The organism is Pseudomonas sp. 31-12 (assembly GCF_003151075.1).
Lineage (GTDB): Bacteria > Pseudomonadota > Gammaproteobacteria > Pseudomonadales > Pseudomonadaceae > Aquipseudomonas.
The window spans coordinates 6,460,166-6,474,388 of the sequence record NZ_CP029482.1 but is presented as its reverse complement, the minus strand read 5'-3'; the positions used below and the strand labels follow the sequence as shown (position 1 = coordinate 6,474,388).

The 14,223-nt window shown below is 60.9% G+C and carries 11 protein-coding genes; 8 read left to right on the top strand and 3 right to left on the bottom strand.

Features of this window, described 5'->3' with window-relative positions; genetic code table 11:
* Nucleotides 1-117: 117 nt before the first annotated feature.
* Both DJ564_RS30635 and gshB read right to left on the bottom strand, forming a co-directional pair.
* Nucleotides 118-1,017 (bottom strand): energy transducer TonB, encoded by a 900-nt coding sequence (locus DJ564_RS30635; protein WP_109635582.1) that lies wholly within the window; start codon nt 1,015-1,017, stop codon nt 118-120.
* Between the two features lie 77 nt (nt 1,018-1,094).
* Nucleotides 1,095-2,048, bottom strand: coding sequence for a glutathione synthase (gshB, locus tag DJ564_RS30630; RefSeq protein ID WP_109635581.1), 954 nt, complete (start codon nt 2,046-2,048; stop codon nt 1,095-1,097).
* A gap of 234 nt (nt 2,049-2,282) precedes the next feature.
* Here gshB and pilG point away from each other — a divergent pair, with 234 nt between their 5' ends.
* From pilG to DJ564_RS30600, 6 genes are all read left to right on the top strand, one after another.
* The gene (pilG, locus tag DJ564_RS30625; protein WP_010466861.1) at nt 2,283-2,687 is read left to right on the top strand and encodes a twitching motility response regulator PilG; all 405 of its coding nucleotides are present in this window, start codon (nt 2,283-2,285) and stop codon (nt 2,685-2,687) included.
* Between the two features lie 57 nt (nt 2,688-2,744).
* A complete protein-coding gene (pilH, locus tag DJ564_RS30620; RefSeq protein ID WP_109635579.1) occupies nt 2,745-3,110 on the top strand; it encodes a twitching motility response regulator PilH in 366 nt (121 codons plus the stop codon).
* A gap of 10 nt (nt 3,111-3,120) precedes the next feature.
* A complete protein-coding gene (locus DJ564_RS30615; protein ID WP_109635577.1) occupies nt 3,121-3,660 on the top strand; it encodes a chemotaxis protein CheW in 540 nt (179 codons plus the stop codon).
* A gap of 154 nt (nt 3,661-3,814) precedes the next feature.
* Complete coding sequence (locus tag DJ564_RS30610) at nt 3,815-5,872, top strand: methyl-accepting chemotaxis protein (protein ID WP_109635575.1); 2,058 nt, start codon at nt 3,815-3,817, stop codon at nt 5,870-5,872.
* Between the two features lie 52 nt (nt 5,873-5,924).
* Nucleotides 5,925-11,825 (top strand): Hpt domain-containing protein, encoded by a 5,901-nt coding sequence (locus DJ564_RS30605; RefSeq protein ID WP_109635574.1) that lies wholly within the window; start codon nt 5,925-5,927, stop codon nt 11,823-11,825.
* The gene (locus DJ564_RS30600; protein WP_109635572.1) at nt 11,818-12,273 is read left to right on the top strand and encodes a chemotaxis protein CheW; all 456 of its coding nucleotides are present in this window, start codon (nt 11,818-11,820) and stop codon (nt 12,271-12,273) included. Before DJ564_RS30605 ends, DJ564_RS30600 begins: the two co-directional genes overlap by 8 nt.
* Nucleotides 12,274-12,385: 112 nt before the next feature.
* Here DJ564_RS30600 and DJ564_RS30595 read toward each other — a convergent pair whose 3' ends face one another.
* Nucleotides 12,386-12,772, bottom strand: coding sequence for a DUF6124 family protein (locus DJ564_RS30595; protein ID WP_109635571.1), 387 nt, complete (start codon nt 12,770-12,772; stop codon nt 12,386-12,388).
* Between the two features lie 304 nt (nt 12,773-13,076).
* Between DJ564_RS30595 and DJ564_RS30590 the strand changes: the two genes are divergently transcribed.
* Nucleotides 13,077-13,706, top strand: coding sequence for a nucleotidyltransferase domain-containing protein (locus DJ564_RS30590; protein ID WP_109635569.1), 630 nt, complete (start codon nt 13,077-13,079; stop codon nt 13,704-13,706).
* Nucleotides 13,669-14,094 carry a hypothetical protein gene (locus tag DJ564_RS30585; RefSeq protein WP_109635568.1) on the top strand — a complete coding sequence of 142 codons (426 nt, stop codon included), beginning with the start codon at nt 13,669-13,671 and terminating at the stop codon, nt 14,092-14,094. The genes DJ564_RS30590 and DJ564_RS30585 overlap by 38 nt, the downstream gene beginning before the upstream one ends.
* Nucleotides 14,095-14,223 lie beyond the last annotated feature (129 nt).

Sequence of the window (14,223 nt, the reverse complement as noted above, 5' to 3'; positions counted from 1 at the left end):
ATCTGATCGTTGCGGTGTGTCAGGAAACACAAGGCCTGCAGGTTTTGGGGCTGCTTCGCTGCCCAGCGGGAGCAAGCTCCCTCGCCACAGAGGTAACACTTGGCAGAAAATCTCCGATCAATTACTGGACAACCGGTCCCCGCGGGCGAATTTCCACGTGCGGATGATTTCCAGCCGGTCAATGTCCGACAAATCCCCGGTAAACGGTGAAAACGGTGCCGCCAGTCGCACAATGCGCTGCGCCGCCTGGTCCAGCAGCGGTTGCCCGGAGGATTCCAGCACCAATACTTCATACAGCGAGCCATCGCGGTTGATCGAGACCATCAGGCGCAAATTGCCGTAGATCTGCTTGCGTCGCGCTTCGTCGGGGTAATTCAGGTTGCCGATGCGCTCGACCTTCTTGCGCCACTCGTCCTTATACCAGGCGCCTTTGTCACGCATGGTGGAAGCAGCGCTCAGGCGGTGGATGCGCGGGCGCTTGGCGTAAAGCTGTTGTTCGTTGGCCAGTTCCGCTTCCAGGCTGGCGATGTCGCTGGACAGCTGTTCAGTGTCGAACGTCGGTGCCGCCACGGCAGGTTTGGTGAGTGGCTTGACCTCTTCGTTCTTGGCCGGGGCTTTTTTCGGCTTCGGCGCAACGGTGGTCACGGCAGCCTTGGGCGCGGCTTCCGGCACTGGCGGCTTGGCGGCCGGCGGTGGCGTGACTTTCTGCACCTTGTTGTCCTGGAAGGGCGCGACCTCGGTGGTCTTGGGAATCGCCTTTTTATCCAGGGTGCCGCTGCCTTCCTGATTTTCCTGGGCGAGAAAGTCAGCCTTCGTCGGCTTCTTTTCGCTCTTGAAGGTGGCGAGGGTGATTTCCAGGGTTTTGCTGATTTGCTTGGGTTCGACCATCGTGAACCCGACGCCCAACAGCAAGGCCAGGTGAATCAACGCCGCGAGAAACAGGGTAAATCCGAGGCGATCGGCCGGGCGCACGCCACGATGGGCGAGTTCAGCGGGTAGATCGGACGGGAGCGTCATGACAAAAAAACCAACATCGCGTTTTTCACAGGCCGCGGATGATAACGCAATGTTGGTCGTTTCTTGGCTGTTCTATATCAACGAGCCTTTAGCTTCTGATCGATGGCATCCATCAGCATCCCGCCGATGTCGGTGCCGAACGCATTATCAATCTCGCGAATGCAGGTCGGGCTGGTGACGTTGATTTCCGTCAGATGCTCGCCGATCACGTCCAGGCCTACGAACAGCAAGCCTTTCTCACGCAGGGTCGGGCCGACCTGGGCGGCGATCCAGCGATCCTTGTCGGTTAGCGGACGGGCTTCGCCACGACCACCGGCCGCAAGGTTGCCACGGGTTTCACCGGCAGCCGGGATCCGCGCCAGGCAGTAATCCACCGGCTCGCCGTCGATCATCAGGATGCGTTTGTCGCCATCGACGATCGCCGGCAGGTAACCCTGGATCATGATCTGCTGCTTGCCGTGCAAGGTCAGGGTTTCGAGAATCACCGACAGGTTCGGGTGGCCGGCGGTGTGACGGAAGATCGACGAACCGCCCATGCCGTCCAGCGGCTTGAGGATCACGTCGCCGTGGTGATCGGCGAATTCACGCAGCACGTCCGGGCGACGGCTGACGATGGTCGGCGGCGTGCACTGCGGGAAGAGGGTGGCGAACAGCTTTTCGTTGCAGTCGCGCAGACTCTGCGGTTTGTTGACCACCAGCACGCCAGCGCGCTCGGCTTGTTCCAGCAGATACGTGGAGTAGACGAACTCCATGTCGAACGGCGGATCCTTGCGCATCAGGATCACGTCCAGATCGCTCAGCAGCGCGTCGGTCTCGGCTTCCAGTTCAAACCATTTTTCCGGGTTGGCAAACACTTTCAGCGGACGCATCCGCGCCCGGGCTTCGCCTTCGGCCTGGTACAAATCGCTCTGTTCCATATAGAACAGTTCCCAGCCGCGCTTCTGTGCGGCCAGCAGCATGGCCAGCGAGCTATCCTTTTTATAGGAAATGCTGGCAATAGGATCCATGACAATCCCGACGCGAACGCTCATGGGTTTTTCCTCGAATTTGGGTGGTCCGGATGGACACGAAAAAGTGCCGTCAGATTGGCTCCCGCTGTGTTCCCGGTCAAGGAAAAACCACCGCGAAGGTCGGCCGATAGATTGGTTATGGAGACTGTGCTAAAAAGGCTGCCATATCGTTCTGGCCCTTAAACATCAAGGGTTTCGAGCCTCCGGTTATCGGAAATGGACAATTTGATTCGCAAAGGCGACGGCAGAGCATTTATGGAACAGCATTCCAGCGCCTTGAAGGTCATGGTGATCGATGATTCGAAGACGATTCGCCGCACCGCCGAAACGCTGTTGAAGAACGTGGGGTGTGAAGTCATCACGGCCATCGATGGTTTCGATGCCCTGGCGAAGATTGCCGACAATCACCCCGGCATCATTTTTGTCGACATCATGATGCCGCGCCTGGATGGCTATCAGACCTGCGCGCTGATCAAGAACCACAGTGCGTTCAAGTCCACGCCAGTGATTATGCTGTCGTCCAAGGACGGGCTGTTCGACAAGGCCAAGGGGCGCATTGTCGGCTCCGACCAGTTTTTGACCAAGCCTTTCAGCAAGGAAGAACTGCTGAACGCGATCCAGGCCCATGTACCGGGTTTCGCCGCCGTTTTGCCGCAGTAGGACACGCACAGTGACGCTCGGCCAGCGGGCCCGGCGTCGACAAGAATGGGGAAGACCATGGCACGTATTCTGATCGTCGATGACTCGCCGACTGAAATGTACAAACTGACCGGCATGCTGGAAAAGCACGGTCATGAAGTGTTGAAGGCCGAAAACGGCGCCGACGGCGTGGCCCTGGCCCGTCAGGAAAAACCTGACGCGGTATTGATGGACATCGTCATGCCCGGCCTCAACGGTTTCCAGGCGACCCGCCAGTTGACCAAAGATCCGGACACCGGGCACATCCCGGTGATCATCATCACCACCAAGGATCAGGAAACCGACAAGGTCTGGGGCACGCGTCAGGGCGCGAAGGATTACCTGACAAAACCGGTCGACGAAGACACCCTGATCAAAACCCTGAACAACGTGCTGGCCGGTTGATCGTGCGGCCATGACCGAGTCGCTGACGGCTTTCGAACTGCTGCTGCAGATCGACCAGCGCTGTCGCCTGCTGGCGGCGGATCTGCCGTCCCAGCCGACCCGGCAGGATCGCTGGAGCGGCATCGGTTTTCGCCTGGGCGAGCACTGGTACGTCGCGCCCATGGGCGAAGTCAGCGAGGTCCTGCACGAACCGCGTTTCACCCAATTGCCGGGCGTCAAACCCTGGGTCAAGGGCGTGGCCAACCTGCGGGGGCGATTGCTGCCGATCATGGATTTGTGCAGTTTCTTCGGCCATGAGCAGTCGACCCTGCGCAAACAGCGTCGGGTGTTGGTGGTGGAGCACGGCGAAGTGTTTGCCGGGTTGATGGTCGATGAAGTCTTCGGTTTGCAGCACTTTGCCCAGGACAGCCTGGAGCCGGTGGCGATGGCCGATCTGCACGGGCCGATCGCAGCGTTCGTCCAAGGCCGGTTTCAGCGTGAGCAAACGTGGCAAATATTCAGCCCGTTTACGTTGGCGCAGTCGCAAAGTTTCATGCATGTAGCGCTGTAAACGAAATGACCAGATCCAATGTGGGAGCGAGCCTGCTCGCGATTGAACGATAACGCGGTGATCCTGATGCAATGCGGCGCCTGAATCGCGAGCAGGCTCGCTCCCACAGGGGTCTTGGCTAGGTTTACAGGTGTGGGTTAACAGGCGAGGACCGATGATAAAAACAAAAACAGGCAAGCCAGAAGGATCGCGCAGCCGCTCGCAGATCATCGTGCTGTTCATCGCGCTGATCATCTTCATCATGCTGCTGTTCGCCAACTTCGCGTACCTCAACACACAAGCCACGTACGACAAACAGTACATCGGCCACGCCGGCGAGCTGCGCGTGCTGTCCCAACGCATCGCCAAGAACGCCACCGAAGCCGCGGCCGGCAAAGCGGCGGCGTTCAAGCTGCTGAGCGATGCGCGCAACGACTTCGCCCAGCGCTGGGGTTACCTGAAGAAGGGCGACCCGGCCACCGGCCTGCCGCCGGCACCGTCTGCCGTGCGCCCGGAAATGCGCGCCGTGCAGCTGGATTGGGAACGCCTGCTGAAAAACACCGATGCGATCCTCTCCAGCGAGCAGACCGTGCTGTCGCTGCATCAGGTCGCCGCCACCCTGGCCGAAACCGTGCCGCAGTTGCAGGTCGAATACGAAAAAGTTGTCGAGATCCTCTTGCAGCGCGGCGCACCGGCCGCTCAGGTGGCCATGGCCCAGCGTCAGTCGCTGCTGGCCGAACGCATCCTGGGCGCGGTGAACACCGTGCTGTCCGGCGATGAAAACTCGCAACAGGCCGCCGACGCGTTCGGTCGTGACGCCGCGCGGTTCGGTCAGGTGCTCAACGGCATGCTCCAGGGCAATACTTCGCTGCGAGTCAGCCAGGTCGAAGACCGCGACGCGCGCGCACGCTTGACCGAAATTTCCGAGCTGTTCGAATTCGTCTCCGGCTCGGTGGATGAAATCCTCGAAACCTCGCCGGAGCTGTTCAAGGTTCGCGAATCGGCGACCAACATTTTCAGCCTGTCACAGACCCTGCTCGACGAAGCCTCGCTCCTGGCCACCGGTTTTGAAAACCTCGCTGGCGGACGCGACACCGACACCATCGGTGGCTACGTGCTGGGCCTGCTGGCGCTGATGTCGATCATCCTCATAGGCCTGGTGATGGTGCGCGAAACCAATCGTCAGCTGCGTGAAACCGCCGAGAAGAATGAGCGCAACCAGAACGCGATCATGCGCCTGCTTGACGAGATCGAAGACCTCGCTGACGGCGACCTCACCGTGACCGCCTCGGTGACTGAAGACTTCACCGGGACCATCGCCGACTCGATCAACTATTCCGTCGATCAACTGCGCGACCTGGTGGCGACCATCAACCTCACCGCCGGCCAGGTTGCCGCCGCCGTGCAGGAAACCCAGGCCACCGCCATGCACCTGGCCCAGGCTTCGGAACATCAGGCGCAACAGATCAGCGAAGCCTCCACCGCGATCAACGACATGGCGCAGTCTATCGACCAGGTCTCGGCCAACGCTGCCGAATCCTCGGCGGTAGCGGAACGTTCGGTGGAAATCGCCAACAAGGGCAACGAGGTGGTGCACAACACCATCCACGGCATGGACAACATTCGCGAGCAGATTCAGGACACCGCCAAGCGCATCAAGCGCCTGGGCGAGTCTTCTCAGGAAATTGGCGACATTGTCAGCCTGATCGATGACATTGCCGATCAGACCAACATCCTCGCGCTCAACGCGGCGATTCAGGCTTCGATGGCCGGTGACGCCGGGCGCGGTTTTGCGGTGGTGGCTGACGAAGTGCAACGCCTGGCCGAGCGTTCGTCCGCCGCCACCCGGCAGATCGAAACCCTGGTGCGGGCGATCCAGACCGACACCAACGAAGCCGTGATTTCCATGGAACAAACCACCACCGAAGTGGTGCGCGGCGCGCGTCTGGCGCAGGATGCCGGGGTGGCCCTGGAAGAAATCGAAGGCGTATCGAAGACCCTGGCGGCGCTGATCCAGAGTATTTCCAATGCCGCGCAGCAACAGACGTCTTCGGCCGGTCAGATTTCCCTGACGATGAACGTGATCCAGCAGATCACCACGCAGACGTCATCGGGCTCGACCGCCACCGCCGAGAGCATCGGCAACCTGGCGAAAATGGCCAGCCAGCTGCGGCGCTCGGTGTCCGGGTTCACCTTGCCGGCGGCCAAGGCGCAGGCAGCGGATAAAGTGTGAAGCGCCCGCAGGCGTTCGGTTTTTTTGAGTAGAGCAGTGATTTGGAGTGGTTATGGGTGATCGGCACGACTATGTGGCCCTCGAGTGGGTCAAAGGCGAGATTGCCGAAACGCTGAAAGTGGCTCATCAAGCGATCGAAACCCTGCTTGATGACCCCCAGGCGACGCACGCCCTGAGCGATTGCCTGGCGTGCATCCATCAGGTCCACGGCAGTTTGCAGATGGTCGAATTCTACGGCGCGGCCCTGCTCGCCGAAGAAATGGAACACCTGACCACCGCCTTGCAACAGAACCGCGTCAGCCATCGCGACGAGGCGCTTCACCTGTTGCTGCAAGCCCTCGGGCAACTGCCGATTTACCTCGACCGGGTGCAAGGTGCACGCCGTGACCTACCCTTGGTGGTGCTGCCGCTGATCAACGACTTGCGCAGTGCCCGGGGCGAAACCCTGCTGTCGGAAACCAGCCTGTTCAGTCCGCAACTGCCCGACCTGCCGGCGCTGGACGAAGCGTCGCTGGCACTGCTTGAACCGGCGGATTTACCCAATGTGCTGCGCAAGTTGCGGCAGATGCTGCAAATGGCGTTGGTCGGATTGCTGCGCGAGCAGGATGACGACAATAACCTCGGTTATCTGACCAAGGTTTTTTCACGCCTTGAAGGGTTGTGCGGCAACGCACCCCTGAGCCCGTTGTGGCAAGTCGCCTCGGCGCTGGTCGAAGGCATGCGCGGGGGCTCGATCGCCAATAGCCCGGCGCTGCGCAGCCTGTTCAAGGACGCCGACAAAGAACTCAAGCGCCTGCTCGAACAAGGCATACGCGGCATCAATCAGCCGGCACCGCCAGAGTTGCTCAAGAGTTTGCTGTTCTACATTGCCAAGGCCGAACATCCCACCGGGCAGATGCTGACCATGAAAGATCGTTACTCACTGGACGACGCGCTGCCTGACAGCGCAATGGTGGACGAAGAACGCGCCCGCCTGGCCGGTCCCGACCGTGACGCCATGCGCTCGGTGCTGGCCGCGCTCTGTGAAGAGCTGGTGCGGGTCAAGGAACGCCTCGACCTGTTTGTGCGCAGCGACCGCCAGCACACCTCTGACCTGGAGACCCTGTTGGCGCCGTTGCGGCAAATCGCCGACACCCTGGCGGTGCTGGGTTTCGGCCAGCCGCGCAAAGTCATCATCGATCAACTGGCGGTGGTGCTGAGCCTTGCCCAGGGCCAACGCGAACCCAACGACGCGATCCTGATGGACGTCGCCGGGGCCTTGCTCTACGTCGAAGCGACACTGGCCGGCATGGTCGGCACCGTGGAGCCGGAGAGCCAGGAAGAAAGCCACCTGCCGACCACCGATCTGACGCAGATCCACCAGATCGTGATCAAGGAAGCGCGCATCTGCCTGCAACAGGCCAAGGACATGATCGTCGACTACATCGACGCTGACTGGGATCGCCAGCATTTGCAGGCATTACCGGCGTTGCTGACCCAGGTGCGCGGCGCGCTGTCGATGATCCCGTTGAGCCGTGCGGCGAGCCTGATCGAAGCCTGCAACCACTTCATTCGCGAACATCTGCTGCTCGATCCGGGCCAGCCCGGCTGGCAGGAACTGGACAACCTGGCCGACGTCATCACCAGCATCGAGTATTACCTGGAGCGTCTGAGCGACGACCCCGAGGCACCGGGCGAACAACTGCTCGACGTGGCGGAAAAAAGCCTGGCATCCCTCGGGTTTTTCCCCAGCGAACAGCAAGTGCCGATGCTCGAGGATGTGCTCAGCCCGAGTGAAGCCCAAGTGATGCAGGACCTGCAGGCGCTTGAGGATCCGGATACCGTCCAGTCGCTGGCCGACGTCTTGGCCAGCCCGGTGTCTTCGGTCAATCCGCCGGCCCTGACTACACCGGGCAGCCTGTTGCCACCGCCCGCCGGCGAAGAACCGGTGGACGATGAGCTGCGGGAAGTCTTCCTCGAAGAAACCGACGAAGTCCTGGAAATCCTCCGGGAATACATGCCGCGCTGGACGGCCAATCCGGACGATAAAGCCGCGTTGATTGAATTGCGCCGGGCGTTCCACACCTTGAAAGGCAGTGGCCGAATGGTCCGCGCGCTGGTGCTGGGCGAGCTGGCGTGGGCCGTGGAAAACCTGCTCAACCGCGTGCTGGAGCACAGCGTTGCGCCGGGGGCGGCGGTGCAACAATTGCTCCGCGATGCACTGGATCTGCTACCGGATCTGGTGGCTGAATTTGCCGCCAATGCCCAGCGCCAATGCAACCAGGTCGATCAACTGGCCGCGCGCGCCCATGCCCTCGCCAAGGGCGATTTACCTGCCAGCGATGAAGACACCCAAGACGTCGCGGCCCTCGATCCGCTGTTGCTGGAGATCTTCCGCAAAGAAGCCGAGACCCATCTCGCCAGCCTCAACCGCTTCCTCGACCAAGCCGCCGAGCATGTGCCGCTGCAGGCCAGTGACGAGTTGCAGCGCGCATTGCACACCTTGAAGGGCAGCGCCTCGATGGCCGGCGTATTGCCGATCGCCGAGCTGGCGACGCCGCTGGATCAACTCGCCCGCGAATACAAGGCGCACCTGATCGCCCTCGACCTCGACGAAGTCGAACTGCTGCTGGAAGCCGAAGGTCTGTTCCGTCTCGGGCTGCGGCAACTCAAGGATGATCCGCTGGCCGAGATACCGGATGCTGATTCACTTATCGAGCGCACCAAAACGCTGCTCGCCGAGCGTCTGGACGCATTGTTGAAAGCGCCGAACACCGCGCTGCGGATCAAGCGTGATCCGCAGCTGATCAACAACTTCCTGGCCCAGGGCATGGACATCCTGCTCGACGCCGAAAGCCTGTTGCAGCGCTGGCAGCAGCACCCCGGCGAGCGTCAGGAACTCAGCGCGTTACTGGATGAGTTGACCACTTTGGGTGAAGGCGCGCACCTCGCCGATCTGCACCCGGTGGACGAACTCTGCGAAGCGTTGCTCGACCTGTACGGTGCGGTGGAAGAGAGCAGCCTGGCGGTCAGCGACCGCTTTTTCCACGAGGCGCAAAGCGCCCACGAAGCGCTGATCAACATGCTCGACGAACTGGCTGCCGGTCAGGAAGTCAGCCCACAACCGGAGCGCATCCGGGCGTTGCGTGGCTTGCTCGATGAAAGCCTGGATCCGTCGTCCATGGGCCTGATCCGCAGCGACGGCAGCCGCACCCTGAGCATCCGCGAACTGGGCAGCGCCACCGCAGAACTGGAACAGACCGCGACTCAGGTCGAACTCGATGACGAGATCGTTTCGATCTTCCTCGAAGAGGCAGTGGATATTCTCGAGAGCGCCGGCCAGGCCTTGCAGCGCTGGCTGAGCGACCCGGACAACGCCGCGCCGTTGTCATCCTTGCAGCGCGATTTACACACCCTCAAGGGCGGGGCGCGGATGGCCGAGGTCGAGCCGGTCGGCGACCTGGCTCATGAATTGGAAAGCCTTTACGAAGGCCTGGTGGACCGCCGTTACAGCCACAGTGAAACCCTGGCGCAGCTGCTGCAACAAAGCCATGACCGCCTCGCGGTGCTGCTTGAGCAGTTGCAGAACCAGCACACCCTGGGCGCCCCGAACGAACTGATCGAAGCGATTCGCGAGTTCCGCCACGGCAACACCAACACTGCCGAAGCGGCGGAGCCCGCGCCGGCTAATGACTCGCCGGGCCATGATCCCGAGCTGCTGGAGATCTTCCTTGAGGAAGGTTTCGACATCATCGAAAACTCCGGCGCGGCCCTTGTGCGCTGGCAAGCCGAGCCGTCGAACCGTCAGGAAGTGGAAACCCTGTTGCGCGACCTGCACACGCTCAAGGGCGGCGCGCGGATGGTGGAAATCGCCCCCATCGGCGACCTCGCCCACGAGCTGGAATTCCTCTACGAAGGCCTGTCCGCTGGCGTGCTGCAACCGACCCCGGCGCTGTTCGCGCTGCTACAAAGCAGTCACGACCGACTGGCGCAAATGCTCGATGCCAGCCGCGCCGGCCAGCCGTTGCCCTCGCCCGATCGGTTGATCGACGCGATCAAGAATTTCAGTCATCCATCCGTTCCTGATACGCCGGTGGTGGTGCCCGCCACACCGAAACCCGACGCCCCGACGCCGCAACCCGAAGCGGGCGCCGACATGGTCAAGGTCTCGGCCGAACTGCTCGATGACCTGGTCAACCTGGCTGGCGAAACGTCGATCTTCCGTGGCCGTATCGAGCAACAGGTCAACGATGCGCAGGTGGCCCTGAGCGAGATGGAAACCACCATCGAGCGCATGCGCGATCAGTTGCGTCGACTCGATACCGAAACCCAGGGACGGATACTCAGTCGTCAGCAAGTCGACGCCGAACGCCTGGGCTACGAAGAATTCGATCCGCTGGAAATGGACCGTCACTCGCAGTTGCAGCAACTGTCGCGGGCGCTGTTCGAATCCGCCTCCGACCTGCTCGACCTCAAGGAAACCCTCGACCGACGCAATCAGGACGCGGAAAACCTGCTGCAACAACAGGGCCGCATTAACACCGAATTGCAGGAAGGCCTGATGCGTACGCGCATGGTCCCGTTCGAGCGCATGTTGCCGCGTTTGAAGCGCATCGTCCGCCAGGTTTCCGGTGAGCTGGGCAAAGACGTCGAATTTATCGTCGGCAACGCCGAAGGCGAGATGGATCGTAACGTGCTTGAGCGCATGGCGGCACCGCTGGAACACATGCTGCGCAACGCCGTGGACCACGGCCTGGAATCGGCCGAGGTGCGTATCGCGGCGGGCAAACCGGCTCAAGGGCGGATCACCCTCGACCTGTCCCGCGAGGGCGGCGACATCATTTTCGACATCCGCGACGACGGCGCCGGCGTGCCGCTGGAGGCAGTGCGGCGCAAGGCGATCAAGCGCGGCCTGCTGGCCGCGGACGCCGATATCAGCGACCGCGACGTGCTGCAATTCATCCTGCAACCGGGGTTCTCCACCGCCGAGAAAATCACCCAGATTTCCGGGCGTGGCGTGGGCATGGACGTGGTTCACGAAGAGGTTCGGCAACTCGGCGGTACCATGGTCATTGACTCGACACCGGGGCAGGGCGTGCATTTCCGGATTCGCCTGCCGTTCACCGTGTCGGTCAACCGTGCGTTGATGGTGCAGTGCCTGGAAGATCAATACGCGATCCCGCTGAACACCATCGATGGCATCGTTCGCGTGTTGCCCAATGAACTCGAAGGGCATTACCGGCTTGATCCGCCGACTTACGAATACGCCGGGCAGCGTTATGAACTGTGTTATCTGGGCGAGCTGCTGAAAACCAGCACTCGTCCGAAACTGTTGGGCCAGAGCCTGCCGCTGCCGGTGTTGCTGGTGCAATGCAACGAGCGGCATATCGCCGTGCAAGTTGATTCCATGGCCGGCACACGCGAGATCGTGGTCAAAAGCCTCGGCCCGCAGTTTGCGGCGGTGCAGGGGCTGTCCGGGGCGACGATTCTGGGCGATGGCCGGGTGGTGCTGATTCTCGATTTGCTCGCGCCGATCCGCGCCATGCAGGCCCGTGTGCCGCAACAGCCGGCGACACAAGACGTTGAGGTCGAGCCGCATAAACCGCTGCTGGTGCTGGTGGTCGACGATTCGGTCACCGTGCGCAAGGTCACCAGCCGTCTGTTGGAGCGCCACGGCATGAGCGTGCTGACCGCCAAGGACGGTGTCGACGCCATGCTGCTGCTCGAAGATCACCTGCCGGACGTGATGCTGCTGGACATCGAAATGCCGCGCATGGACGGTTTCGAAGTGGCGACCCAAGTGCGCAGCGACGAACGTTTGCAGCACCTGCCGATCATCATGATCACCTCCCGCACCGGCCAGAAACACCGCGACCGCGCCATGGCCATCGGCGTCAACGACTACCTCGGCAAGCCGTACCAGGAATCGGTGCTGCTCGACAGCATCGCGTTGTGGAGCAAAACCCATGCTTGAGCATCGCACCAGCAACCTCACCGGCCTGCTGTTGCCCTTGGCCGACCGCAGTCTGATCCTGCCGAACGTGGCGGTGGCGGAGTTGATTGACTATCAACCGGGGGCGTTCGATCTGGACACGCCGCCGTGGTACCTGGGGTTGGTGACGTGGCGGGACCGGCAGATTCCGTTGCTGAGTTTCGAGTCGGCGTGCGGCCAGAAAATCGTCATCGGCGAGCGCGCGCGGATCGTGATTCTCAATGCGCTCGGTGGGCGGCCGGAGCTGAAGTTCATTGCGTTGCTGGTGCAGGGGATTCCGCGGTCGTACAAGCTCGACAGTCAGTTGAGTTATGTCGATGTGCCGTTGTGTCCGCTGGAACAGGCGGCGGTGCAGGTGGGGGAGCAAGTCGCCAAAGTCCCTGACTTGCTGGCGCTGGAAAAACTACTTGTGAATGCCGGGTTGATCTGACTGGCCCCATCGCGAGCAGGCTCGCTCCCACATTGAATTTGCGGCGTACGCAAAACCTGTGGGAGCGAGCCTGCTCGCGATGGCGGCCTTCAATTCACCTCAAACCTGACGACTAAACCTTGGCCTGAGCCCGCATCTGCATCTGCAACGCCTCGTTATGATCCAGCGCCCGCTCCACCAACAACTGCACCCCATCCGCCATACGGCTAAGCGCCAAGGCTACCGACCGGCGCGAACCTTCAACATCGTCCGCCAGATCGGCCGCAATGGCGCTGATCGACAGCAAGTCTTCGGAGGCGTTGGCCAGAAGGGCTTCTGTGTCTATGTCGGGGGAGACGGTGAAGAGGGGGTGTTTGCGGCGCTTGCCCGGTTTTTCATGGGCGGGGGGGAAGTAATGGGCGAAGGCACGGTCGGCGGCTTCCTTGAGCTTCTCGGCTTCGAGGGAAGCTTGGGAGTCGGTGTCAGTGTTATCTGCTGGGTTGGTCGTTACCTTGGACATTATGAGTTTCCGATTACAGATTGGCGTTGGTCCATTCGAAATGAATGGCGCTTTTTCTCCGTCTTTTCGGGGGTTCCAGACCCGATCGCTGAATTGTCAGCGATCCATAAACGATAACGATCAGCGCAAAACCCCACCAGTCAGCGGCTTCCGGCATTGCTGTAGGCCGCGACGCCAGACCGCGTAGCCTCTCACCGTTTCTGCGGACAAACTTTTAAACACAAACCCCCAATCGGCCGTCGAAGGTTGAAGATTCCCAAAAAGGGACCTATCGTTCCCTTTTTGGGACTCATCGGTTGCCACTGTGAAAAACCTTTCCCTCAGCGAAGCCCTGTTCACCACCACTCAGCAAAAAGTGCTGGGCTTGTTGTTCGGCAAACCCGACCGAAGTTTTTACGCCAACGAGATCGCCCGCTGGGCTCAAGTGGGTAAAGGCAGCCTCATGCGCGAGCTGGATCGGTTGCAACAGGCAGGCGTGTTGACCCTGAGCCGCCAGGGCAACCAGACCCACTATCAAGCCAATCCGCAGTGCCCGATCTATGCCGAGCTGTTGGGCATCGCCCGCAAAACGTTTGGCATTGCCGAGCCTCTGCGTCAGGCGCTTCAACCCTTTGCTGAACAGATCACCTGGGCATTTGTGTACGGTTCAATCGCCAAGGATTCGGCAAACGCATCCAGTGACATTGATCTCATGCTGATCGGCGAAGGCCTGCACTACAGTGAAGTGATGGAGCGGCTTATGCCTCTGGAGGAGCAATTAGGCCGCGTCCTCAATCCGACGCTCTACACCCCCGATGACTGGGCCGCAAAACTGGCGGCTGAAAACAGCTTCGTCGTGCGGGTAGCGCAGCAGGACAAGATCAACCTGATGGGGGAAAACCCTTTGGAGTCCAAGGATGGGCAGCAACGAGAATCTGGAGAACCTGTTACGTAGCGGCGGACTGAAAGCCGAGCCGCCGGATCGCAAGGAATGTGACGGGTTGATGCGTTCGGCTGTGGATCGATTGAAAGATGCGCAAACATGCTCGCTGTCCTTCGCAAGTCGATTCGACCTGGCTTACAACGCTGCCCACGCGCTTGCACTGACAGCTCTTCGCTTGTGTGGCTACCGTTCGGACAAGCGATATCTGGTGTTCCAGTGTCTGGTTCATACCGCAGATATCGGCAAAGTACAGGTTCGGTTGTTCGCCCTGTGCCATGAGCGACGGAACCTGGCGGAGTACGAAGGCTATATGGATGAAGATCCGGCGTTGTTGGCGCAGCTGTTGGAAAGTGCTGAACAGTTGCTAGTTCATGTGCAACAGCAGATGGCAGGGCTGTAATTATTCTTCATTGAAAACTGCGGCGACCATTCTGGCCCCATCGCGAGCAGGCTCGCTCCCACAGGGGTTTTGTGTGCGCCGCAGATCCAATGTGGGAGCGAGCCTGCTCGCGATGGCGTCGGCCCTGGA

Bases quoted from the DNA above. Each gene is read 5' to 3' on its own strand.
- DJ564_RS30605 (WP_109635574.1), top strand. From the start codon at position 5,925: ATGGGTGATCGGCACGACTATGTGGCCCTCGAGTGGGTCAAAGGCGAG.
- DJ564_RS30595 (WP_109635571.1), bottom strand. From the start codon at position 12,772: ATGTCCAAGGTAACGACCAACCCAGCAGATAACACTGACACCGACTCC.
- pilH (WP_109635579.1), top strand. From the start codon at position 2,745: ATGGCACGTATTCTGATCGTCGATGACTCGCCGACTGAAATGTACAAA.
- DJ564_RS30615 (WP_109635577.1), top strand. From the start codon at position 3,121: ATGACCGAGTCGCTGACGGCTTTCGAACTGCTGCTGCAGATCGACCAG.
- gshB (WP_109635581.1), bottom strand. From the start codon at position 2,048: ATGAGCGTTCGCGTCGGGATTGTCATGGATCCTATTGCCAGCATTTCC.
- DJ564_RS30600 (WP_109635572.1), top strand. From the start codon at position 11,818: ATGCTTGAGCATCGCACCAGCAACCTCACCGGCCTGCTGTTGCCCTTG.
- DJ564_RS30635 (WP_109635582.1), bottom strand. From the start codon at position 1,017: ATGACGCTCCCGTCCGATCTACCCGCTGAACTCGCCCATCGTGGCGTG.
- DJ564_RS30610 (WP_109635575.1), top strand. From the start codon at position 3,815: ATGATAAAAACAAAAACAGGCAAGCCAGAAGGATCGCGCAGCCGCTCG.
- pilG (WP_010466861.1), top strand. From the start codon at position 2,283: ATGGAACAGCATTCCAGCGCCTTGAAGGTCATGGTGATCGATGATTCG.
- DJ564_RS30585 (WP_109635568.1), top strand. From the start codon at position 13,669: ATGGGCAGCAACGAGAATCTGGAGAACCTGTTACGTAGCGGCGGACTG.